This is a genomic window from Streptomyces sp. NPDC048171 (genome assembly GCF_043202655.1).
Taxonomy (GTDB): Bacteria; Actinomycetota; Actinomycetes; order Streptomycetales; family Streptomycetaceae; genus Streptomyces.
Genome location: NZ_JBIDAU010000007.1, coordinates 45,164 through 67,745, shown reverse-complemented (window position 1 = coordinate 67,745; position 22,582 = coordinate 45,164). Strand labels below are relative to the sequence as shown.

The following is a 22,582-nucleotide window of genomic DNA, read 5'->3' as shown; positions in this document are numbered from 1 at the left end:
GCGGGGAGTTGGAGAGTTCCACAAAGTGGAAGCGGATTTCCGATGAACAGAACGTAGTTTTCGCCAAACCGCACCGTCAAGAGGTCTACGGCAAATGGAATACCATTTCTCGCCCTGTTGACAGTCCTGCGGCGTCTCCCTAACCTGACGCCCCGCCATTACATCGATGTAAAGCTGCGGAAAGGGACCCCACCGTGCCCCCCAGCCCCTCACGCCATCCCCGCGCGCACGCCGGCCTGCTCGTCGCCGCCCTCCTCGGGCTGCTCGTCGGCCTGCTCCCCGGGCTCACCGCCCAGGCCGGCGCCGCGCCGTCCGCCCCCGAACCCCGTGCCGACGCCGCCGCGGCGGCCGGCGCCTTCCGCAACCCGCTCAACAGCGGGCCGGACCCCTTCATGACCAGCTGGAAGGGCAACTACTACCTGACCACCACCCAGGGTGGCAGCATCAAGATGTGGCGCTCGCCGTCCCTGGGCACCCTGGCCGCGGCCGACCCCGTCACCGTCTGGACGGACACCGACCCCTCGCGCAACCGCAACATCTGGGCCCCGGAGTTCTACCGCTTCGGCGACCGCTGGTACCTCTACTACACCGCCGACGACGGCGTCGACGAGCACCACCGGCTGTACGTCCTGGAGTCGGAGCGCGACGACCCGACCGGCCCGTACCACTTCAAGGCCAAGCTCGCCCCGCCCAACCACGCGAACGACTTCGCCATCGACGCCGGCATCCTCCAGCTCGGCGGGCGCCTCTACCTCGCCTACAGCGGCATCAACCAGTACCAGCACAACGGGCTGAACATCGCGCCGATGTCCAACCCGTACACCGTCTCCGGCGACGCCGTCGCGATCAACGCGGCCGGCGGCTGCCCCGAGGTGCGGGAGGGGCCGGAGTTCCTCTACCGCAACGGGCGGGTGTGGATGACGTACTCGGCCTGTGACACGGGCAAGCCGGACTACCAGGTCTGGATGATGTCGATGCCGCTGACCTCCGACCCGCTGGTGCCGGGCAACTGGCGGCAGCACCAGGGCGCGGTCTTCTCCCGGGCCGACGACCGGGGCGTGTTCGGGCCGGGCCACCACGCCTTCTTCCAGTCCCCGGACGGGACCGAGGACTGGATCGTCTACCACGCCAAGACGACGTCGGTGAACACGTACAGCAACCGCACCACCCGGGCCCAGAAGTTCACCTGGCGCGCCGACGGCAGCCCCGACTTCGGCCGTCCGCTCGCCATGGGCGCCACCCAGAACCTGCCCTCCGGCGACCCCGGCTCGGGCAACTACTGGATCAACGACGACGGCCGCTCCAGCGGCGCCGGGAGCGTCACCTACACCGGCGCCTGGAACTCCGGTTCGGGCTGCGCCACGCAGTGCTTCTGGAGCGACGACCACTGGAGCGACCGGGCCGGCGCCACGGCCACCTTCTCCTTCACCGGCACCCGCATCGCCCTGCTCTCGGTCAAGGACACCGGCAACGGCTACGCGGCCGTCAGCATCGACGGCGGTCCCGAACAACGGGTGGACTTCCACAACCCGATCCGCGTCGGTGAGGCGGTGCAGTACACCAGCCCACGGCTCGCGAACGGCAGGCACACCTTGCGCGTCCGGGTCACGGGGGAGCACAACTCCCAGTCCGGGGCGTCCTTCGTGAGCGTCGACCGCGCCGAGGTCTACACGAACTGACCCGCCGGGGCCGACCGCCCGTCAGCGCCGCTCGTGGCCCTCCGTGCTCTCCCTCAGGACGAGCCGGTGGGCCACGATGCGGTCCTGGGGCGACTGGACCCCCGACTCCGCGCCGGCCCGCACGCCGTCCGGTCCGGTCGCGTCCTCGATGCGGCGTTGCAGCAGCTCCACGGCGACCTTCGCCACCGCCGCCTTGTCCGGGGCCACCGTGCTCAGCGTCGGCACGCTGAACCGCCCGCCCTCCACGTCGTCGAAACCGATCACGGCGACCTCCCCGGGCACGTCCACCCCGTGCTCGTGCAGCGCGCGCAACGCGCCCAGCGCCAACTGGTCGTTGAGGCAGAGCAGCGCGTCGGGCCGCACCCCGTCGTGCAGCAGCCGCGCCACCGCCCGCGCTCCGGCGGGCATCCGGAAGGAGTCGACCGGGATCACCAGGGACGGGTCGTAGGCGATGCCCGCTTCCGCCAGGGCGGCGCGGTAGCCGCGGGTGCGGGCCTCCGCCGTGCCCAGGCCCGGGGCGTCGACCCCGCCGACGGCCAGGACGGTGCGGCGGCCGAGGCCGATCAGATGGCGGGTCGCCTCGCGCGCGGCACCCTCGTTGTCGATGGCCACGTGGTCGGCGCCCTCCTCCAGCAGCTCCCCGAGCAGGACGGTGGGCGGGAAGCCCGAGCGGTCGCGCAGGTCGTCGGCGGTCAGGGCGAGCGGGCTGAGGATGATCCCGTCCACGAAGGTGGAGCCGAACCCGGCCAGCGCCGCCAGCTCGTGGGCGCGGTCCGCACCGGACTGGTGGATCAGGACGGTCAGCGAGCGCTCCTCCGCCTCGCGGATCACGTGCCGGGCCAGTTCGGCGAAGTACGGTATGTCCAGTTCCGGGACGACGAGCGCGATGATGCCGGTCCGGCCCTTGCGCAAGTGGCGGCCCGCCAGGTTCACCCGGTACCCGAGCTGTTCGATGGAGTCCCGCACGACCCGCCTCGTCCGGTCCGAGACGTGGGCGTAGTCGTTGATGACGTTGGACACCGTCTTCTCCGAAACGCCCGCGTGACGTGCGACGTCCTTGATCCTGGGCCGTGCCACCGAGACCTCCCTGCCTCTCGTGCGGTGCATGAGTCTATGTCCCGGCGGCCCCGGCGGTTTCCGTACGGGCCGCCGGGACGCCGATCTCACGGTCTCGGTCGCCGCTCCCCGGCCTCAGCTCTTTACAGCCAATGTACATCGATGTAAAAACTAGCCACCGCATGAGCTCCGGCCGTCGAAAGGTCCGCGATGAGTTCTCGTTCGCCCCTCCAGGGGGTGCCGGCCGTGTCCGACCCGCTACGCCGCCTCAGCCGCCGACGGCTGCTGCGCCACGCCATGGCCGGGACGGGAGCCCTGCTCGCCGCCGGGCCGCTGTCCGGCTGCGCCTCACCGGCCTCGGCCTCCGGGGCGTCCGCCCTGAGCGTCTGGGACCTGTTCCAGGGCGGCGACGGCATGCTCATGGACGAGATGATCGACGCCGTGTCCAAGGGCGACGACGGCTTCGACGTCGACCGCACCATCCTGGACTGGGGCCCGTCCTACTACACCAAGCTCGCCATGTCCGCCGCCGGCGGCCGGGCCTCCGACGTGGCCGCCATGCACCTCTCCCGGCTGGCGGGCTACGCGCCCGGCGGCCTGGTCGACCCCGTCGACCTGGACCTGCTCGCCGAGTTCGGTGTCACCGAGAAGGACTTCACGCCGGCGGTGTGGTCGCGGACGCGGCACGAGGGCACCGTCTACGCGATCCCGCTGGACGTGCACCCCTTCATCGTCTTCTACGACAAGAAGGCCGCGGAAAAGGTCGGGCTCCTGGACTCCTCCGGCGCCCTGGCCCCCATGGGCTCGCCCGAGGCCCTGCTGGAGGCGGGCAAGGCCCTGGCCAAGGCCACCGGGCAGTCCGGCATCCTCTTCGGCCACGTCACCGACACCGCGCAGAACTGGCGCCTGTTCGCCGGCCTGTACGCGCAGACCGGAGCGGAGTTCGACCTGCCGGACGGCGGGCCCGCCCGGATCGACGTCGACGCCGCCGTCCGCGTCGTGACCCTCATGACGCGGCTCTTCGACGGAAAGACCAACCCCAACAACCTGGACTACAACGGCGCGCTGGCCGCCTTCACCGGCGGTCGCGGCGGCATGGCCATGCTCGGCGAATGGGAGCTGCCGACGCTGAAGGAGTCCGGCATCGACCTGGGTGCCGCGCCCTTCCCGCAGGTCTTCGACAAGCCGGCCGTCTACACCGACAGCCACAGCTTCGTCCTCCCGCACCAGGAGGACCCTGACCCGGCACGGCGCCGCGAGGCCCACCGGTACATCGCGGCGATCCTCAAGCAGAGCCTCACCTGGGCGAGCGCCGGTCACATCCCCGCCTACCAGCCCGTCCTCGCGGAGCCGGAGTACGCGGCCCTCGAACCGCAGTCGTCCTACGCCGACGCCGCGAAGGTGGCGGTGCTCGACCCGCCCAACTGGTTCGTCGGAGCCGGTTCGAACTTCCAGAACCGGATGTGCCAGCCGCTCCAGTCGGCGCTGCTGGGCAACACCTCCCCCGAGAAGGCGGTGCGGCAGATGGTCCGCGAGGCGGACGCGCTGCTGCAGCAGCCCAACCCGGTGGCCTGACCCAGCAGAAGGAGTGACCGACGTGACCACCACCGCACCGCTCGGCGCCGAAGAGCGGACCGACCCCGCCACCGGCCCCGCGGACGGCCGCCGTGCCGTCCTGCGCCGGATACGCCCCGGCAGCGGATTCGTCTTCGTCCTGCCCTTCCTGCTCGTCTTCGGCCTCTTCATGGTCTGGCCGATCGTGCAGGGGCTCTGGATGAGCTTCACCGACACCTCGCTCGCCCTGCGCGACACCGGCTTCGTCGGCTTCGACAACTACACCGAGGCCTTCGGCGATCCCGACGTCTGGAGCAGCCTCGGCAACACCGTCTTCTTCACCGCCATCTCCAGCGTCCCGCTGGTGCTGGTCGCCCTGGCCATGGCGCTGCTCGTGCACAGCGGGCTCGCCGGACAGTGGGCGTGGCGGCTGGCGTTCTTCGCCCCCTACCTGCTGCCGGTCACCGTGGTGACCCTCATCTGGACCTGGCTCTACCAGCCGGAGCTGGGCCTGGGCAACCAACTCCTCGACAGCTTCGGCATCGCGCCCGTCGGCTGGCTGTCCGACGAGTCCGTCGCCATGTGGTCCATCGCCGCCCTCACCGTCTGGTGGACGGTCGGCTTCAACTTCCTGCTCTACCTCGCCGCGCTCCAGTCCCTGCCCACGACCTTCGACGAGGCGGCGGCACTCGACGGGGCCGGCGCGTGGCGGCGGCTGTGGTCCATCACCCTGCCGCAACTGCGCAGGACCACCGGGCTGGTGGCCATGCTCCAGATCCTGGCCTCCCTCAAGGTGTTCGACCAGATCTACATCCTCACCAAGGGCGGCCCCAACGGCTCCACTCGCCCCGTCCTGGAGTACGTCTACGACGTCGGCTTCACCGGCTACCGCCTCGGCTACGCCTCCGCCGTCTCGTACCTCTTCTTCGCCCTGATCATCGTCGTCTCGCTCGTGCAGTTCCGTCTCTTCCGCCGGGAGGACTGACCGTGTCCGCAACCGCCACCCCCGTCCGCGCACGGCGGCGTCCACCCCGTGAAGCCTCCGGCGCCCCCCTGCTCCTCGGCCACGGCCGGCTGCCCCGGGTCCTGGCCGGCACGGCGCTCGTCGTCCTCGCGGTCGTCTGGCTGGTGCCCTTCCTGTGGGCGATCGCCACCTCCGTGCAGAGCGAGAAGGACGTCGCCGGCACCGGGCTGTCCCCGTTCAAGGGCGCCTTCACCCTGGACGCGTACCAGGAGATCCTGGAACGCGGAAACGTCTCCGTCTGGGCCTTCAACAGCTTCCTGATCGCCGGGCTGGTCACCCTGATCACCGTGGTGGTCTCCACGCTGGCCGCGTACGGCTTCTCGCGCGGCACGTTCCGCGGCCGGCGTGCGCTGCTCGCCGTCACCGTCGCCGCCATCATGATCCCGCCGCAGCTGCTCGTCGTGCCGCTGTTCGACCAGATGCTCCTTTTCAACATGGTCGACACCTACGCGGCGGTCATCCTGCCCCAGGTCGTCGCACCGATGATGGTGTTCATCCTCAAGCGGTTCTTCGACGGCATCCCCAAGGAGCTGGAGGAGGCGGCCCGGATCGACGGCGCCTCCGAGTTCCGGGTCTTCCGGTCGATCGTGCTGCCGCTGTCGCGGCCGATCGTGGCGGCGGTCGCGATCTTCGTCTTCATCGGGGCCTGGAACAACTTCATGTGGCCGTTCATCGTCACCAACGACCCCGACCTGATGACCCTCCCGGTGGGGCTGGCCACCGTGAAGGACGCCTACGGCATCCAGTACGCGCAGTCCATGGCGTCCGCCCTGCTGGCGGCGCTGCCGCTGATCGTCGTCTTCCTCCTCTTCCAGCGCCGCATCGTCAACTCCGTGGCCACCACCGGCCTCGGCGGTTCCTGACCCTCCTTTCTCATCCCCTCACAGCTGTACACCCGGGTCCGGCGTCCGAGCGCCGCCCCACCGATCGACTGGAGCATGTGTGTCCACTCACTCCGTACCGCGCCCGGAGTACCCGCGACCGCAGTTCGTGCGCCGCGACTGGCTCAACCTGAACGGCGCCTGGCAGTTCGAGACCGACCGGGGGGACAGCGGCCTCGACCGCGGGCTCCTCGACCGCGAGCTGCGCGACGAGATCCTCGTCCCCTTCCCGCCCGAGTCCGAGCTGTCCGGCATCGGCGACACCGACTTCCTGGAGGCCGTCTGGTACCGGAAGGCCCTCACCCTCCCCGCGGCCTGGGCGGGACGCCGGGTGCTGCTGCACTTCGGCGCCGTCGACCACGACACCACCGTGTGGGCCGACGGCAAGGAGGTCGTCCGGCACCGCGGCGGCTTCACCCCCTTCACCGCCGACCTCGGCGACATCGCCGGGGCGGGTGAGGAGGTCGTGATCACCGTCCGGGCCCGCGACCCCAAGTCCGGTCCGCAGGCCCGGGGCAAGCAGGCCGTCAAGTACGCCAACCACGACTGCAACTACACCCGGGTGACCGGCATCTGGCAGACCGTCTGGCTGGAGCCCGTATCCGACGTCCACCTGCGCCGCCCCCGGATCACCCCCGACCTGGCCGGCTCCGCCTTCCACCTGGAACTGCCCCTTTCCGGCAACCGACCCGGCCACAAGGTGCGCGCCGTGCTCAGCGACGCCGCCGGCGAGGTGAGCCGCGCCGAGGCACGCGCCGACCTGGACCTCGCCCCGCGCCTGCACCTGCCGGTGCCGGACGACCGGCGCCGCGAGTGGGGCCCCGACGACCCGCACCTGTACGACCTGCGTCTCGAACTCCTCAACGCGGCGGGCGAGGTGGTCGACAGCGCCGGGAGCTACGCCGGTCTGCGCGCCGTCGGTCTGCGCGGCAAGGCCGTCCTCATCAACGGGCGTCCACTCTTCCAGCGTCTCGTCCTCGACCAGGGCTGGTACCCGGACGGGCTGATGACCGCCCCGACCGACGAGGCGCTGGTCAAGGACATCGAGCTGGGCATGGCGGCCGGCTTCAACGGGGCCCGCCTGCACCAGAAGGTCTTCGAGGAGCGCTTCCTCTACCACGCCGACCGCCTCGGCTACCTGGTCTGGGGCGAGTTCGGCGACTGGGGCTGCGAGACCGGCGGTTCCTCGGGCGACAACCAGAAGCCCGACGCCTCCTACGTCGCCCAGTGGCTGGAGGCGCTGGAGCGCGACTACTCGCACCCCTCGATCATCGGCTGGTGCCCGCTGAACGAGACCTACCAGAAGCTGCACGACCGGATGACCCAACTCGACGACGTGACCCGGGCGATGTTCCTGGCGACCAAGGCCATGGACACCACCCGGCCGGTCGTGGACGCGTCCGGCTACGCCCACCGGGTCGCCGAGACCGACATCTACGACTCCCACAACTACGAGCAGGACCCGGCCGCCTTCCGGGAGCTGATGTCCGGCCTCGCCAAGGACGCGCCCTTCGTCAACGCCTACGAGAACGGCGCGCCCTACTCCCAGCCCTACCGGGGACAGCCGTACTTCGTCAGCGAGTTCGGCGGCATCTGGTGGGACCCCGAGGCCGCCGCCGACCTCTCCGGCGAGGACCGCACGGTCTCCTGGGGCTACGGGGAACGCGTGCGCAACGAGGACGAGTTCCACGAGCGGTTCAGCGGACTCACCGGGGTGCTGCTGGAGGACCGCGACATGTTCGGCTACTGCTACACGCAGTTGACCGACGTCTTCCAGGAGCAGAACGGCATCTACCGGTTCGACCGCGGGGAGAAGCTCGACGTCTCCCGCGTGCGGGAGGCGCAGCTCCGCCCGGCCGCGATCGAGGAGCAGGACCAGGCGTAGCGCGACCCGAAGGGGGTCGGGAGCGGACACCGCTTCCGGCCCCCTTCCCCTCTTCTCAGAAGGGCCGATCACCCGCGATGGCGACGCGTTCGGCGACCCGGCGCTCCGAGCCGTAGTCGCCCACGGCGTAGTGCTGGGTGGCCCGGTTGTCCCAGAAGGCGACGTCACCGGCCTGCCAGCGGAAGCGCACCTGGTACTCGGGCACGTGCGCCTGCTGGAAGAGGAGACGCAGCAGCCGGTCGCTCTCGGCCCGGTCCATGCCGGTGATGCGGGTGGTGAACGACGTGTTCACGAACAGCATGCGCCGCCCCGTCTCGGGGTGGGTGCGCACCACGGGGTGCTCCACGGGCGGGAAGAGGTCCTGGTGCGGGGCCAGCCGCTCGGGCCCGTAGAACCTGGCGAACCCGGGGATGAAGTCGTGCACGGCGCGGGCGCCGTCGACGCGCTCCTTCACCTCCGGCGGCAGGTTGTCGTAGGCCGCCGCCATGTCCGCCCACATCGTGTCCCCGCCGAACGGCGGGACCTCGCGCAGCTGGAGCACGGCGCCGAGCGCGGGCCGCTCACGGAAGGTGACGTCGGTGTGCCAGACGTTCTCGTACGTCGGCGCACCCCCGGCGCCCTTGTCGAACCGCACGACGTCCGCACTGGCACCGGCGCTGAGCAGGGGATTGGTCTCCAGCTCGCCCCAGTGTCCCGCGAAGTCCCGCTGCTGGCCGGAGGTGAGGTGCTGGGCGCGGAAGAAGAGCACCTTCCACTCCAGCAGGGCGCGGTTCAACTCCTCGCGCAAGGTGGCACCGAGCGGGCGCGAGAGGTCGACGCCCCGGATCTCGGCGCCGATGGTGCGCGCCTGCGGAACGACCTCGAAGTGCTCGTAGGGCCGCTCCCGCCAGCCCTCGGGCAGCCGGCGCAGGACGCGCCGGCCCTCGTACATTCCGTCCTCCGGGATGCGCGTCTCGCGCAGGACGGTGCTCGGGTCTGCGGCCGTGACGGTCATGGGAGTCCTCCCCTGGTGCGGTGGTCTGGGCGGTACCGGGCCATGGCGGTACGACGTCGTCGCCCGACGGCCGGGAAAAATGTGAGGGTTCCGGAGCGTTTCACCGTTCAGCCGGAGAACGCCGCGCCGGAAGAAGAACCGACAGGGCCCTGACGCGTCGCGCGTCGAGCCTGCGGTGCGGGGGACGGCCGTTATCGGCCGGAGCGCTCACAACCGGTTCGCTCGGGCACGCGGGGACACTCCGCCGTGGTGCCGAACCGGTATGTGGTCATGGAGCCGATTGTGTGATCTCTGCTCGTCCCTGTCAACGGCGCCGGACCGGCCGGGGAACGAACGGGAGCATGCCGTCGCCCTCGGGCCGGACCACGCCGTAGCTGCCCTCGGGCACCTTGTTCCAGACGCCCGGCAGGTCGCCCAGGGGCTCCGAGACGATCAGTCGGGTCTCGTCGGACGCCTCCCGCAGGAACGGCAGGTCGGGATGGAGGGCGCGCACGCTCTCCACCCGTGAGCTGTAGTAGAGCGAACGGGATTCGGCCTGGGTGGAGTAGCGGAACGCCCACAGGCGCCGCCCGTCGGTCACCGCGACCGTCATCTGCAACGGGTACTCCACCCCGTGCTCGTGACCGACCTCCTCCACCAGCCCCGCCATCCGCGCCACGGCTCCCGGCGGGTCCTCCTCCAGGCCGAAGGTGAGGGCCAGGAAGAACATCATCTCCGAGTCCGTCGACCCCTCGATGTCGGGATAGAGACGCGGGGCGACGGCCAGGGCCAGGTCCCGGCGCAGCTTGCCGAAGTCGGCGATCGCGCCGTTGTGCATCCACATCCAGCGTCCGTGGCGGAACGGGTGGCAGTTGGTCTGCTGTACCGCGCTGCCCGTCGACGCCCGGATGTGCGCGAAGAACAGCGGCGAGCGGACATGCCCGGCGATCTCCTGCAGATTGCGGTTGCTCCACGCGGGCCCGATCTCCCGGACGATCGCGGGCGTCCGCATCTCGGGGCCGAACCAGCCGACGCCGAACCCGTCGCCGTTCGTCGTCTCCACCCCCATCCGGGAGTGCAGGCTCTGGTCGATCAGCGAGTGCTGCGGCTCGTAGAGGATCGTCTCCAGCAGCACGGGGGTCCCCGAGTAGGCGAGCCATCGGCACATCGTCCGCCGCCTCCCTGGCGTCGTCAGTCGACCGGCCAGGTGTGGACCGGGGCGTTGAGATGCATGTAGTCCATGTACTGCTGTGTCATGCGGCGCAGCGCCTCGTGACGGCTCGGCCGGGCGGAGGCGTCGATGTGGTGGAACATCTCCTTCTGCCACACCGCGCCGTTGCGGCCGGTGACGCACCGCTGCTCGATGATGCCGAGCAGCGGCTCCCGCCAGGCCGAGTCCATGCCGGACAGCTCCAGTCCCCGGTGCGCCAGCGGCAGCAGCCGCCGCAGCACCAGCTCGGGCACGGTGACCTCGCCCATGCCGGGCCAGTAGAGGTGGGCCTCGATGCCCTGCCGGGCGGCGGTGTGCAGGTTGTCCTCGGCGACCGAGAAGGACATCCGCGACCACACCGGCCGCTCCTCCTCCACCAGGGCACGGGTCAGGCCGTAGTAGAAGGCACCGTTGGCGAGGGTGTCGGCCACCGTGGGGCCGGCGGGCAGGACGCGGTTCTCCACCCGGACGTGCGGCTTGTCGTGGGCGACGGCGTAGACGGGCCGGTTCCAGCGGTAGATGGTGCCGTTGTGCAGGGTCAGCTCGCCCAGGTCGGGGACGTCGCCGCGGTCCAGCGTGTCGGCGGGGTTCTGGTCGTCGCAGAGCGGCAGCAGGGCCGGGAAGTAGCGGAGGTTCTCCTCGAAGAGGTCGAAGACGCTGTTGATCCACCGCTCCCCGAACCACACCCGGGGCCGCACGCCCTGTGCCTTGATCTCCTGCGGCCGGGTGTCGGTGGCCTGCTCGAACAGGGGGATACGGCTCTCGTGCCAGAGTTCCTTGCCGAGCAGGAAGGGCGAGTTCGCCGCGAGGGCGACCTGGACCCCGGCGATCGCCTGGGCGGCGTTCCAGTAGTCGGCGAACTCCTCGGGCGCCACCTGGAGGTGGAACTGCGTGCTGGTGCAGGCGGCCTCGGGCGTGATGGTGTCCGCGTAGGTGCGCAGGCGGTCCACGCCGTCCACCTCGATGTGCAGGTCCTCGCCCCGGGCGGCGAACACCTGGTCGTTGAGCAGCCGGTAGCGCGGGTTCTCCGACAGGGCCGCCTCGCCCACGTCCGACTGGCGCAGCGTGGGCAGGATGCCGATCATGATCAGGTGGGCGCCGACCGACGCGGCGCGGTCCTCGGCGTGGTTCAGGGCGGCCCGGATCTCGGTCTCCCAGGCGTCGGGGCCGCCCGCCGTCAGCCTGCGCGGCGGGATGTTGATCTCCAGGTTGAACCGGCCCAGCTCGGTGGCCCAGGCGGGATCCGCGATCGCCTCGAGCGCGTCGCTGTTGCGCATCGCCGGCTCGCCCCGGTCGTCGACCAGGTTCAGCTCGATCTCCAGGCCCACCTGGGGACGCTCGGTCTCGAACCGTGACTCGCGCAGCATCTGCGCGAAGGCCTCCAGGCACTCCTGCATCTTGATCCGGTACCGGCGGCGGTCCTCGCGGGTGAAGACCACCGCCGGGACGTCCCGTCCCATCGGCCCTCCCGGGGTTGCCGTCCTCGGACACCTCTCCACCCCAGAGTCGCACCACCCGGCCCACGCCACCAGACGGGGACGGGGCCCACCGCGGCGTACGCGGTGGGCCCCGTTGCCGCGGGTCTGCCGCGGACGACCGGTTCTAGACGCGGCCCGAGGCCCGCACCGTGATCTTCTTGGAGGTGCGGCCCGCCGGGGACGACCCGTAGCCCTCGATCTTGTCGACCACGTCCGTGCCCTCCACGACCTTGCCGAAGACGACGTGCTTGCCGTCCAGCCACGGGGTGGGCACGGTGGTCACGAAGAACTGCGAGCCGTTGGTGTTCGGTCCCGCGTTCGCCATGGAGAGCAGGTAGGGCTCGGTGTGCTTCAGCTGGAAGTTCTCGTCCGCGAACTTCTCGCCGTAGATGCTCTTGCCGCCCGTGCCGTCGCCCCGGGTGAAGTCACCGCCCTGCAGCATGAACTGCGGGATCACGCGGTGGAACGAGGAACCCGCGTAGCCGAAGCCGTGCTCGCCGGTGGCCAGCTCGACGAAGTTCTTGGCGGTCTTGGGGGTCACGTCCTCGAAGAGCTCGAAGACGATGCGGCCCGCATCCTGGCCGTCGATGTCGATGTCGAAGTAAATCTTGGAATTGCTCATCCCACCATTGTGACGTGCGGGCCCCCGTGATGCCGAACCGGCTACCCGTTCAGCGTGTGGCGAGCAGTTCCAGCGTGTCGATCACGCGGTTCGAGAAGCCCCACTCGTTGTCGTACCAGGCGACGACCTTGACGTGCCGGCCGTCGACGCGGGTCAGCGCCGAGTCGAAGATCGAGGAGGCCGGGTTGCCGGTGATGTCGGAGGAGACCAGGGCGTCCTCCGAGTACTCCAGGACGCCCGCGAGCGGTCCCTCGGCCGCGGTGCGGTACGCGGCCAGCACGTCCTCGCGGGTCACGTCGCGGGCTACGGTCGTGTTCAGCTCGACGATGGAGCCCACCGGGACCGGGACGCGGATCGAGTCGCCCGACAGCCTGCCGTCCAGGTTCGGCAGCACCAGGCCGATCGCCTTGGCGGCACCGGTGGTGGTCGGCACGATGTTGACCCCGGCAGCGCGGGCGCGGCGCGGGTCGCGGTGCGGGCCGTCCTGGAGGTTCTGCTCCTGCGTGTAGGCGTGCACCGTCGTCATGAAGCCGTGCTCGATGCCGGCCAGTTCGTCGAGCACCGCGGCCAGCGGCGCGAGGGCGTTGGTGGTGCAGGACGCGTTCGAGACGACCGTGTGGGCGGCCGGGTCGTACGCGTCGGTGTTCACGCCGTACGCGAGCGTCACGTCGGCGCCGTCCGACGGCGCGCTGACCAGGACCTTCCTCGCGCCCGCCGTGAGGTGGCCGCCCGCGGCGGCGGCCGAGGTGAAGCGTCCGGTGGCCTCCAGCACGATGTCGACGTCCAGTTCGGCCCACGGCAGCCGGGCGGGCTCGCGCTCGGCCAGCACCTTGATCCGGCGGCCGTCGACGACGAGGGTGTCCCCGTCCACGCTCACGGGGCGCCCGAGCCGGCCGGACGTCGAGTCGAACGCGAGCAGCCGGGCCAGGGCGGCCGGTTCCGTGAGGTCGTTGACGGCGACGACCTCGATCTTGGAGTCGCGTTCGAGCAGTGCGCGCAGCACGTTCCGTCCGATGCGGCCGAATCCGTTGATGCCGATGCGCGTCATGAGCGCTGTCCCTTCGTTGCGCGGCCAGGTCCTTCGCCACCAGGCTCGCGCGCCGCGTCCGCCGACGGCAGCGGCGTGAGTGCCACGGTTCGAAAGGATCGCGCCACGGGCGGTGCGCGGGGGCGGTCAGTCGCCGCGGGCGAAGGTGCGCCGGTACTCGCTGGGGGTGGTGCCGAGGATGTGCTGGAAGTGCAGGCGCAGATTGGCGCCGGTCCCGAGGCCGACGTCCACGGCGATCTGCTCCACCCCGCGCTCCGAGCGTTCCAGCAGCTCACGGGCCATGTCGATGCGGGCCCGCAGCACCCACTGCATCGGCGTGTAGCCCGTGTCCTCGACGAAGCGCCGGGAGAGCGTGCGCGCCGACACCGCCGCGTGCCGGGCCAGGGCCTCCAGGGTGAGCGGCTCGCCGAGGCGGCGCAGCGCCCACTCGCGGGTCGCCGCGAACCGCTCGCCCAGCGGTTCGGGCACGCTGCGCGGCACGTACTGCGCCTGGCCGCCGCTGCGGTAGGGGGCCGCGACGAGGCGCCGGGCGGCGTGGTTCGACGCGGCCACTCCGAGGTCGCCGCGCAGGATGTGCAGGCACAGGTCGATGCCGGAGGCGGCGCCGGCCGAGGTGAGCACGCTGCCCTCGTCCACGAAGAGCACGTTCTCGTCGACCCGCACCCGGGGATGCTTGCGGGCGAGTGCCCGTGTGTAGTGCCAGTGCGTCGTGGCACGCCGGCCGTCGAGCAGCCCGGTGGCGGCCAGCGCGAAGGCGCCGGTGGAGATGGCGGCCAGCCGCGCGCCCCCGTCGTGCGCCTCGGTCAGCGCCTCGACGACGGCGGGCGGCGGGTCGTCGCGGTCGGGGGACCGGTAGCCGGGGATGAAGACCACGTCGGCCCACGCCAGCGCGTCCGGGCCGTGGGCCACGTGGTACGAGAGGCCGTCACCGCCGGTGACGAGGCCGGGCGCCGCGCCGCACACCCGGACCTCGTACGGCATGCTCGCGCGCGTCGTGAACACCTGCGCCGGGATGCCGACGTCGAGCGGCTTCGCGCCTTCGAGCACGAGGACGGCGACGCGGCGCAGGCGGGAGGACGGCACGCGCCCAGCGTACGCGGGGCACGGATGGAATCAGCCCAGGCCGAGGGCGTCCATGGTGTGCTCGGCCATCCGCCGCTCACCGAGCGCGTTGGGGTGCACGGGGACGAGGCTGTGGCCGAAGAGGAGCGGCTCGATCCACCGGGTGCCGGTGGCCTGGCACGCGTCGTGTCCCTCGGAGACGGCGGCGAAGTCGACGAAGGTCGCGCCGGTCTCCTCGGCGGCGCGCTCGACCACGTCGTTGAGGTGGGCCTGGATGCCCCGCAGGTAGGGCACGTCGCCGGCGGCGATCGGCAGCTTCACGAAGCAGGACGGGTCGGCGGCGGCCGGTGTGATCCAGGGGTAACCCAGGACGGCCACCCGGGCGCCCGGTGCCGCCTCCCTCACCTCGCGCAGGGCGGCCTTGAGCGCGGGGTAGGTGTTGTTCTCGATCTGGTCGTCGAAGGACGTGCCGTTCTTGTCCTTGCAGGGGCTGCCCTTGCCGCCGCTGAGGACGCCCGCGGAGCCGCAGGCCGTGATGGCGTTGATGAACGTGCTGTTGTCGTTGCCGCCGATGGTCAGGGTGACCAGGTCCGTGCCGGCGCTCAGCGCGTTCACCTGGGGGGCGACCCCGGGGTACTGGGCCTGGGTGAAGTGGGAGGTCTGCGCGGCGCCGCAGGTGACGTCCTTGAGGCGGGCGCCGGTCGCGTCGGCGATGACGTGGGGGTAGTTCGCCGTGGAGCGCAGACAGAGCAGGTTGGTGGGGTCGATGGGCAGGACCCCGGAGCCGGCGCTGTAACTGTCGCCGAGGGCCACGTAGTCGAGGGTGGGGGTGGTGGCGTGCGCGCTGGCGTCGGCGAGGCCGAGGGCCAGCACACCGACCGCAGCGATTGTCGCGGTCATGACACGGCGCAGAGCATGCTTCGGCATGTGCTCCCTCTTCTGGAGTGCGGGGTGCGGGATGCGGCCGGTGGTTACTGGTCGGTTCTACTTTTAAGTAATGTGCAGTGCCGTTGACTCCAAGTCAACGTTGCTGACAGAACTTCTCGCAGTAGAACCGGCGTTCGGTGATGTCGAACTCTTCCCGTCCTATGCACCGGGCCGCCGTCCACCTGGCCATGGACGAGATCCCCTCGCCCGACGACGGCATGGAGCTGATCGGCGCGCTGGGCGCCGCCGTCGTGGGCGTGGGGATCGCTGCCGCCCTCGCGATGCTCGTCGTCGTCATGCGTGGCCTCCTGCGTAGGGCCACGCAGTTGCAGACCGAGATGGCCGCGATGGACTGACGCCGCCTCAGCCGGGCACGGCGTCCCGCTTCCGCTCCGGCGCCGCGAGCCGGGCCCGCCGTGTCCGCGGCCCGAAGACGCTCAGCGCCACGGCGCCGACCAGCCAGGTGCCGGCGATGAAGTAGAAGACGCTCCGGTAGCCGTGGGCGTTGTAGAGGGCCGCCACGATCAGCGGTCCCGCCGCATTCGACAGTCGGCCCAGGCCGTAGGAGACGCTCGTCCCGAGCGACCGGCCGCGCGTGTCGAACAGCTCGGGCGAGTAGGCGTACCCGAGGGCGGTGTAACCGCGTTCGAAGAGGTTCACCAGGAAGCCGAACACGATGATGAGCACCGGGTTGAACGTCAGGCCGTACAGCAGCCCGCACAGCGCGATCAGCGTGCCGAAGGCGGCCAGGCACCACTTGCGTTCGAACCGGTCGGTCACCAGCGCCGCCAGATAGGAGCCGAGCGGGGCACCGACGGTGGTCAGCGCCACGTAGAAGACGGACTTCTCGACGCTGAAGCCCTCCTTGGCCAGCAGGGTCGGCGCCCAGCTCGAATAGCCGAAGAAGCCGATGGTCTGGGTGACCCACAGGACCGTGAGCAGCAGCGTCGGGTACAGGTACCTGCGCTGGAGCAGCAGCCGCAGCGGTGCCCTGGTCACCGGCTGCTCCTCGACCGGGGGCTCGGGCTCGGGCAGCGGACCGTGCTCGGCGGCGACCCGGGACTCGATGTCGCGCAGCACCGCCTCCGCGCTCTCGTGGTCGCCCCGGCTCTCGAGCCAGCGGGGCGACTCGGCCAGGTGCCGGGTGAACAGGACGAGCAGGATGCCGAGGGAACCCCACAGGTAGACCAGGCGCCAGGTCCAGTCGCCGAGCGGCACCACCGCGCTGGCGACGAGATTGGTGACCGGGGTGCCGCAGATGCCGATGACGATGGCGTACGCCTGGTACTTGCCGCGGACGGCCGACGGGTACATCTCGTTGACGTAGATGACCGCGACCACGGTCATCGCCGCCAGGCCGGCCGAGGTCAGCACCCGGAAGACGGTCAGCGACACCAGGTCCCAGGCGAACGCCGAGGCGAAGGAGAAGACGCCGAAGAACAGCGTCGTCAGCAGCAGGGTCCGCTTCCGGCCCAGGCGGTCGGCGACGGCCCCGGCGACGACCGAGCCGAGGAACATGCCGACGAACGACAGCGAGGTGACGTAGGCGATCTGGTCGACCGTGATGCCCCACAGGTCGACGAGTTTCGGGGCGGTCGTGGCGAAGGTGTTGATGTCCGCGAACTCGAAGAAGTACGCGAACGACACGGCGAGCAGGGTGACTTTGTGGAACCGGGAGATCGGCAGCCGGTCCAGACGGTTCAGGGCGTTGGCGTGCCGCATGGCGGGGTCCTTGTCGAGGAGGTCGGGGAGGGCACCGGGCGGTTCACCGCTCGCCGGGCCAGTACAGGCGGGTCGGGTTGTCGACCAGCAGCCGGTGCCGCTGTTCCTCGGTGACGGCCACCCGCCGGACGTGGTCGACGAGGAGCCCGTCGTCGGGCATGTGGCCGGTGAGGTTCGGGTGCGGCCAGTCGGTGCCCCACAGCACGCGGTCGCCGAACTCCTCGACGACACGCCGGGCGTGCGGCACGACGTCGGCGTACGGCTCCCGCTCACCGTCGAGGGCGGGAGGCCCGGTCACGCTCAGCCGCTCCGGGCAGGACACCTTGACCCACACGTCGTTGCGCTCGGTGAAGCGGAGGAAGCGCGCGAACCCGGGGCCGTCCACCGGCCGCGTCACGTCCGGGCGGCCCATGTGGTCCACCACCAGCGGCGTGGGCAGCGACGCGAAGAAGCCCTCCAGCTCGGGCAGGTCGGCGGCCTCGAAGTAGAGGACGACGTGCCAGCCCAGCGGGGCGATCCGCCGTGCGATCGCGCGCAGCTCGTCCTTCGGCGAGGTGTCGACCAGGCGGCGCACGAAGTTGAACCGCACCCCGCGCACGCCCGCCGCGTGCAGCGCCCGCAACTCGGTGTCCCCGACGTCCGGCCGGACGGTCGCGACCCCGCGGGCCCGCCCGCCGCCCGCCCGCACGGCGTCCAGCATGGCGCTGTTGTCGGCGCCGTGGCAGGTGGCCTGCACGATCACCGTACGGTCGATGCCCAGGTGGTCGCGGAGCGCGAAGAGCCGGTCCTTGCCCGCGTCGCAGGGGGTGTACTTGCGGCCCGGGGCGAAGGGGAACTCGGCCTGCGGGCCGAAGACATGGCAGTGCGCGTCGACCGTGCCGGGCGGCAGCCGGAAGGCGGGCGCGGACGGGTCGGGGTGCCAGTCCAGCCAGCCCGGGGTCTTCGGGGCGAGATCGGCCATGTCAGCGCCCCTGCCGCTTCAGCAGCGCGTCGAGGCGCGGGTAGACGGAACGCGCGTTGTGCTCCTGGACGGCGGCGACCTGCTCCGCGGGCAGCGCGGACGCCTCGACGTAGCGGCGGGTGTCGTCGAAGTGGTGGCCGGTGCGCGGGTCGACGTCCCGCACCGCGCCGATCATCTCGGAGGCGAACAACACGTTGCGGGCGGGCACCACGTCCAACAGCAGGTCGATGCCCGCCTGGTGGTAGACGCAGGTGTCGAAGAAGACGTTGCCGAGGACGTGCTCCTCCAGGGGCGGCTTGCCGAGCGCCATGGCCAGACCCCGGAACCGGCCCCAGTGGTAGGGCACGGACCCGCCGCCGTGCGGGATCACCAGCCTCAGGGTCGGGAAGTCCCGGAACAGGTCACCCTGCACCAGCTGCATGAACGCCGTGGTGTCCGCGTTGAGATAGTGCGCGCCGGTGGTGTGGAAGGCCGGGTTCACGCTGGTGCTGACGTGGATCATCGCCGGTACGTCGTACTCGGCCAGCTTCTCGTAGAGCGGGTACCAGGAGCGGTCGGTGAGCGGGGGAGCGGACCAGTGGCCGCCGGACGGGTCGGGGTTGAGGTTCACCGCGACCGCGCCGTACTCCTCGACGCAGCGCGTCAGTTCGGGGACGCAGGTGGCCGGGTCGACGCCGGGCGACTGCGGCAGCATGGCGGCGGGCGCGAAGCGCCCCGGATAGAGCGCGGCGACGCGGTGGCACAGCTCGTTGCAGAGCGCCGCCCACGCGGCGGACGTGCGGAAGTCACCCACGTGGTGCGCCATGAACGACGCCCTGGGGGAGAAGACGGTCACGTCGATGCCGCGCTCGTCCATCGTCCGCAACTGGTTCGGCCCGACGCTCTCGCGCAGTTCGTCGTCGCCGATCCGCGGGGCCGGGGGCGAGGGCGCCGCCGGGTCGGCGAGACCGGCGATCTGCCGCTCCCGCCACGCGGCCGGCGCCGGTGGGGCCGTGGTGTAGTGACCGTGACAGTCGATGATCATGGGCTGGGTCCTCCGGGTCGGGTCGTCGTCGACCGCGGCAGCCTCTCCCCGGCCGCGCGGGGGCCGGGAGACGACCGGACACAGAACTAACCTCGCCTTAACAAAGCGGGACGCCACCGCCGTCCACCCTGCGGACCAGGCGAAACGCACCGCCGGGCGTGGTCTACATTCGGACCGGGATATTCCGACACCAGTTCCCGGACGCGGGCGGCATCGGCGCCGACGCCGCCGGAGGGAGACGGCAGGATGCACATACTGCTGGCCGAGGACGACGACGGGGTCGCGGGCGCGCTCGTGGAGGTCCTGTACGACCACGGCCACATCACCCGGCGGGTCACCCGCGGCCATGACGTGCTGACCTACCACCGCAGCTCCGACCTGCTCCTCCTCGACCTCGGCCTGCCCGACGTCGACGGCCTGGAAGTGCTGCGCAGGCTGCGGGCGGTCAGCGACCTGTCCGTGGTGGTGCTGACCGCGCGCGGCGACGAACGCTCGGTGGTGCGCGGGCTGCGGCTCGGCGCCGACGACTACCTCGTCAAGCCGGTGCGCCTGACCGAGCTGCTCGCCCGTATCGAGGCCGTCACGCGGCGCGCAGCCGCACAGGCGCCACCCGCCGCGAGGACCGTGCGCGTCGGGGACCTGGAGGTCGCTCTCGACGCCCGGCAGGTCCGGGTCGGCGGCGAGGAGGTCGAGCTGACCGCCAAGGAGTTCGACATCCTCGCCGTACTGGCCCGCCGGGCCGGGACCGCGGTCAGCCGGGAGCAGGTCCTGGACGAGGTGTGGGGCGACGCCTACCACGCCGTCTCCCGTTCCCTGGACGTCCACCTCACCCAGCTGCGCGCCAAGCTCGGCCGCCCGCGGCTGCTCAGCACGATCCGGGGCTTCGGCTTCCGGCTCGGCGACTGACCGGGCCGGCCCGTGCGGACCCGCGTGCAGACGGTGCTGCTGCTGTTCGGCGTGCTCGCGGTGGCCGCGTTCGCCGTGCCGCTGCTGCTGTTCACCGCCTCCGACCGCACCCAGCAGCTGGTCCTCGCCCGCAGCTCCGACCTGGACCGCTTCGCCTCGCTCATGGACCGGGCGGCGGGCACCGGCGACACCTCGGCCATCACCGCCGAGGCCGTGCGCTACACCCGGCTCTACGGCGAGCCCCTCGTCGTCACCGACACCCGCGGGCACCCCGTCGTGCAGACCGGCGGCATGCACGCCGCCGACCCCACCGTGGCCCGGCTCATCGACGCCGCCCTGCGCAACCAGACCGCCCACCCGGGCGGCGCCCTGCGCCCCTGGTCGCGGGCGCCCCGGATGTTCGCGGAACCGGCGGGGACCGGTACCCAGGTCTCCGGCGCCGTCGTACTGCGCGCCGACGTCACCACGGCCGCGGAGGACGTCACCCGGCGCTGGGCCGCCGTGCTGGCCGGTACGGCGCTGGTCGCCCTCGGCTGCACGGTCCTGGCCCGCGCCGCCACCCGGTGGGTGGTCAGCCCGCTGCGCCGCCTCGACCGGGCCGTCGGCGAACTGGCCGCGGGACTCCCACCCGAGCACACCCCGCCCGTGGCCCCGCCGGGCCGGCGCGGCTCCGCCTCCGTCGGCGGACCGCCCGAGCTGCGCCAGCTGGCGACCGGATTCAACCGCATGGCCCGCACCGTCACCGCGGCCCTCGAACAGCAACGGCGGCTCGTCGCCGACACCTCGCACCAGATGCGCAACCCCATGGCCGCGCTCCGGCTGCGGGTCGACGCCCTCCACACTCACCTGCGGCCCTCGGGCGAGCGCACCTACACCGGCGTCAACACCGAACTGGACCGGCTGCAGACCCTCCTCGACGACATGCTGGCCCTCGCCACAGCCGAGCACCGGGCCGGGGAACTCACCGTGACCGACGGCTCGGGCGCCCGGTGCGACGCGGCCGAGGTCACGCTGACCCAGTACCGGCTGTGGGAGCCGGTCGCACGGCGCGCCGGGGTCCGGCTGACCGCCGAGGCCCCCGAATCCGTGCCGGCGGCCTGCACGGACCGGGAGCTGGCCCAGGTGACGGACATCCTGCTGGACAACGCGATCAAGTACGCGGGCGACGGCGCCCGGGTCCGGCTGCGCTGCGCCGCGCAGGACCCGTACGCGGCCGTCACCGTCACGGACGACGGCCCCGGCCTGCGGGCCGAGGAGATCGTCCACGCCACCACCCGCTTCTGGCGCTCGTCCCGGCAGACCGGAACATCCGGCACGGGCCTCGGACTCCCCATCGCCGAACAGCTCCTCACGGGCCGCACCGGCCGGCTGGAACTGACCCCGGCCCAGCCCAGGGGGCTGCGGGCACGTGCGGTCGTGCCCCGGGCGGACACCGAAGGAGGCCCGCAGTGAACCGGGAACCGCTGGTGGGCGGCGGTCCGGGGCCGGCGGTCGTGCGGCTCCGGCGGCCGCGGGCGTGGGCCGTCGCGTCGCGCGCCCGGTCCGAAGGAGGTCCCCGATGAACCGGCGTGCCGTCCTGCGTGCCGCCCTCGGCGCGGTCGCCGGCGGAGCGATCGGTGGGCTGGTCGCTGGGGACGGTGCGGTCGGCGGGTCCGGTCCGACGGGGGTGCTGCGGCTGGCCACGGGTGAGCCGACGGCCTTCTACGCCGCCTTCGGCCGCCTCCTCGCCGCCCAGGTGGAAGCGGCCGGCTCCGGTCTGCGCTGCCGCGTCCGCACCACCGCCGGGAGCGTCACCAACATCGAACTGCTCCGGGACGGCCACGCCGACCTCGGCCTCGTCCTGACCGACACCGCGCGGGCCGCCCAGGGCACCGGTCTCTTCCCGCGCCCCGTGCCCCTGAGGGCGATCGGCCGGGTCTACGAGACCTACCTCCAGCTGGCCGTGCGCGCCGACGCCCCGGTGCGCGGGGTGGCCGACCTCGCCGGGCACCCGGTCTCGCTCGGCGCCGTCGGCTCCGGCGCGGCCCTGCTCGGCGACCGTCTGCTCCGCGCCGCCGGTCTGTCGCCCGGCATCGACGTCCCGGTACGGCACCTGCGGCTGGCCGACGCGGCCGAGGCGCTGCGGACCGGCTCCGTCGTCGGCCTGCTCGTGGCCGGTGGCGTGCCGCTGCCCACCCTCTCCGACCTCGACCGCGACCCCGGCCTGCGCTTCCTCCCGCTCGCCGGTCTCCTGCCCGGACTCGGCGGCCGGGACGGCATGGCCGCCTCGGGTCTGGAGGAGGTGACCCTGCCGCAGAGCGCGTACCGCTCCTCGGCCGGCGTCGCCACCGTCGGCGTCTCCAACCTCCTGGTGTGCCGCCCCGACCTGGACCCCGCCGTGGCCGGCGCCCTCACCCGCCTCCTGGTCCGGCGCGCCCCCGAGTTCGTGCCCGACCACGCCGTCGGCGCCCAGTTCCTGGACGTGCGCAGCCTGATCGGCACCGGGGGTGTGCCGCTGCACGAGGGAGCGGTGGCGGCGTACCGGTCGATGCACGGCTGACGGCGCGGGTCCGTTGTCGGTGCCGGTCGTT

General features: G+C 71.8%; 20 protein-coding genes. 9 read left to right on the top strand and 11 right to left on the bottom strand.

Going from position 1 to position 22,582, the window contains the following annotated elements; all coding sequences use genetic code 11:
* Positions 1-194 precede the first annotated feature (194 nt).
* Positions 195-1,679, top strand: a complete 1,485-nt coding sequence (locus ACGF3J_RS20335; protein ID WP_161332862.1) for a family 43 glycosylhydrolase — start codon at positions 195-197, stop codon at positions 1,677-1,679.
* A 21-nt stretch (positions 1,680-1,700) separates the two neighbouring features.
* Here the strand turns inward: ACGF3J_RS20335 and ACGF3J_RS20330 are convergent, their stop codons facing one another.
* Positions 1,701-2,756, bottom strand: coding sequence for a LacI family DNA-binding transcriptional regulator (locus ACGF3J_RS20330; protein ID WP_161332863.1), 1,056 nt, complete (start codon positions 2,754-2,756; stop codon positions 1,701-1,703).
* Positions 2,757-2,945: 189 nt separating this feature from the next.
* On the opposite strand from ACGF3J_RS20330, the gene ACGF3J_RS20325 reads away from it, so the two are divergent.
* From ACGF3J_RS20325 to ACGF3J_RS20310, 4 genes are all read left to right on the top strand, one after another.
* Complete coding sequence (locus tag ACGF3J_RS20325; RefSeq protein WP_161332864.1) at positions 2,946-4,310, top strand: extracellular solute-binding protein; 1,365 nt, start codon at positions 2,946-2,948, stop codon at positions 4,308-4,310.
* Positions 4,311-4,332: 22 nt separating this feature from the next.
* Positions 4,333-5,274, top strand: a complete 942-nt coding sequence (locus tag ACGF3J_RS20320) for a carbohydrate ABC transporter permease (protein WP_161332865.1) — start codon at positions 4,333-4,335, stop codon at positions 5,272-5,274.
* Positions 5,275-5,276: 2 nt separating this feature from the next.
* Entirely contained in the window at positions 5,277-6,176 is a 900-nt protein-coding gene (locus ACGF3J_RS20315; protein WP_161332866.1) for a carbohydrate ABC transporter permease, read from the top strand.
* A gap of 79 nt (positions 6,177-6,255) precedes the next feature.
* Positions 6,256-8,079 (top strand): sugar-binding domain-containing protein, encoded by a 1,824-nt coding sequence (locus ACGF3J_RS20310; protein ID WP_161332867.1) that lies wholly within the window; start codon positions 6,256-6,258, stop codon positions 8,077-8,079.
* Between the two features lie 55 nt (positions 8,080-8,134).
* Here the strand turns inward: ACGF3J_RS20310 and ACGF3J_RS20305 are convergent, their stop codons facing one another.
* The 7 genes from ACGF3J_RS20305 to ACGF3J_RS20275 form a co-directional block, all read right to left on the bottom strand.
* The gene (locus tag ACGF3J_RS20305; RefSeq protein ID WP_393854442.1) at positions 8,135-9,073 is read right to left on the bottom strand and encodes a TauD/TfdA dioxygenase family protein; all 939 of its coding nucleotides are present in this window, start codon (positions 9,071-9,073) and stop codon (positions 8,135-8,137) included.
* 304 nt (positions 9,074-9,377) lie between these two features.
* On the bottom strand, positions 9,378-10,220 hold the full coding sequence (locus ACGF3J_RS20300; RefSeq protein ID WP_161331618.1) for a class II glutamine amidotransferase: 843 nt from the start codon (positions 10,218-10,220) through the stop codon (positions 9,378-9,380).
* Positions 10,221-10,243: 23 nt separating this feature from the next.
* The gene (locus ACGF3J_RS20295) at positions 10,244-11,722 is read right to left on the bottom strand and encodes a glutamate-cysteine ligase family protein (protein WP_161331620.1); all 1,479 of its coding nucleotides are present in this window, start codon (positions 11,720-11,722) and stop codon (positions 10,244-10,246) included.
* 142 nt (positions 11,723-11,864) lie between these two features.
* Entirely contained in the window at positions 11,865-12,362 is a 498-nt protein-coding gene (locus ACGF3J_RS20290; protein WP_161331621.1) for a peptidylprolyl isomerase, read from the bottom strand.
* A 49-nt stretch (positions 12,363-12,411) separates the two neighbouring features.
* Positions 12,412-13,410, bottom strand: a complete 999-nt coding sequence (gene gap, locus ACGF3J_RS20285) for a type I glyceraldehyde-3-phosphate dehydrogenase (RefSeq protein WP_161331623.1) — start codon at positions 13,408-13,410, stop codon at positions 12,412-12,414.
* Between the two features lie 126 nt (positions 13,411-13,536).
* Entirely contained in the window at positions 13,537-14,493 is a 957-nt protein-coding gene (locus ACGF3J_RS20280; RefSeq protein ID WP_386928897.1) for a GlxA family transcriptional regulator, read from the bottom strand.
* A gap of 30 nt (positions 14,494-14,523) precedes the next feature.
* Positions 14,524-15,399: an SGNH/GDSL hydrolase family protein gene (locus ACGF3J_RS20275; RefSeq protein ID WP_161328631.1), complete on the bottom strand. Its 876-nt coding sequence runs from the start codon at positions 15,397-15,399 to the stop codon at positions 14,524-14,526.
* Positions 15,400-15,560: 161 nt separating this feature from the next.
* Here ACGF3J_RS20275 and ACGF3J_RS20270 point away from each other — a divergent pair, with 161 nt between their 5' ends.
* A complete protein-coding gene (locus ACGF3J_RS20270) occupies positions 15,561-15,755 on the top strand; it encodes a hypothetical protein (RefSeq protein WP_237552508.1) in 195 nt (64 codons plus the stop codon).
* A gap of 7 nt (positions 15,756-15,762) precedes the next feature.
* Here the strand turns inward: ACGF3J_RS20270 and ACGF3J_RS20265 are convergent, their stop codons facing one another.
* Genes ACGF3J_RS20265 through ACGF3J_RS20255 form a run of 3 tightly spaced genes read right to left on the bottom strand, consistent with a single transcriptional unit; the run spans position 15,763 to position 19,106 of the window.
* On the bottom strand, positions 15,763-17,121 hold the full coding sequence (locus ACGF3J_RS20265) for an MFS transporter (RefSeq protein WP_161328630.1): 1,359 nt from the start codon (positions 17,119-17,121) through the stop codon (positions 15,763-15,765).
* A 43-nt stretch (positions 17,122-17,164) separates the two neighbouring features.
* Positions 17,165-18,082 (bottom strand): amidohydrolase family protein, encoded by a 918-nt coding sequence (locus ACGF3J_RS20260; RefSeq protein ID WP_393854441.1) that lies wholly within the window; start codon positions 18,080-18,082, stop codon positions 17,165-17,167.
* A gap of 1 nt (position 18,083) precedes the next feature.
* Entirely contained in the window at positions 18,084-19,106 is a 1,023-nt protein-coding gene (locus ACGF3J_RS20255; RefSeq protein WP_161328628.1) for an amidohydrolase family protein, read from the bottom strand.
* Positions 19,107-19,352: 246 nt separating this feature from the next.
* Between ACGF3J_RS20255 and ACGF3J_RS20250 the strand changes: the two genes are divergently transcribed.
* From ACGF3J_RS20250 to ACGF3J_RS20240, 3 genes are all read left to right on the top strand, one after another.
* Positions 19,353-20,012 carry a response regulator transcription factor gene (locus tag ACGF3J_RS20250; protein WP_161328627.1) on the top strand — a complete coding sequence of 220 codons (660 nt, stop codon included), beginning with the start codon at positions 19,353-19,355 and terminating at the stop codon, positions 20,010-20,012.
* Between the two features lie 12 nt (positions 20,013-20,024).
* Positions 20,025-21,464, top strand: a complete 1,440-nt coding sequence (locus ACGF3J_RS20245; protein ID WP_393854440.1) for a sensor histidine kinase — start codon at positions 20,025-20,027, stop codon at positions 21,462-21,464.
* Between the two features lie 106 nt (positions 21,465-21,570).
* Positions 21,571-22,551, top strand: a complete 981-nt coding sequence (locus tag ACGF3J_RS20240) for a TAXI family TRAP transporter solute-binding subunit (protein WP_161326073.1) — start codon at positions 21,571-21,573, stop codon at positions 22,549-22,551.
* Positions 22,552-22,582 lie beyond the last annotated feature (31 nt).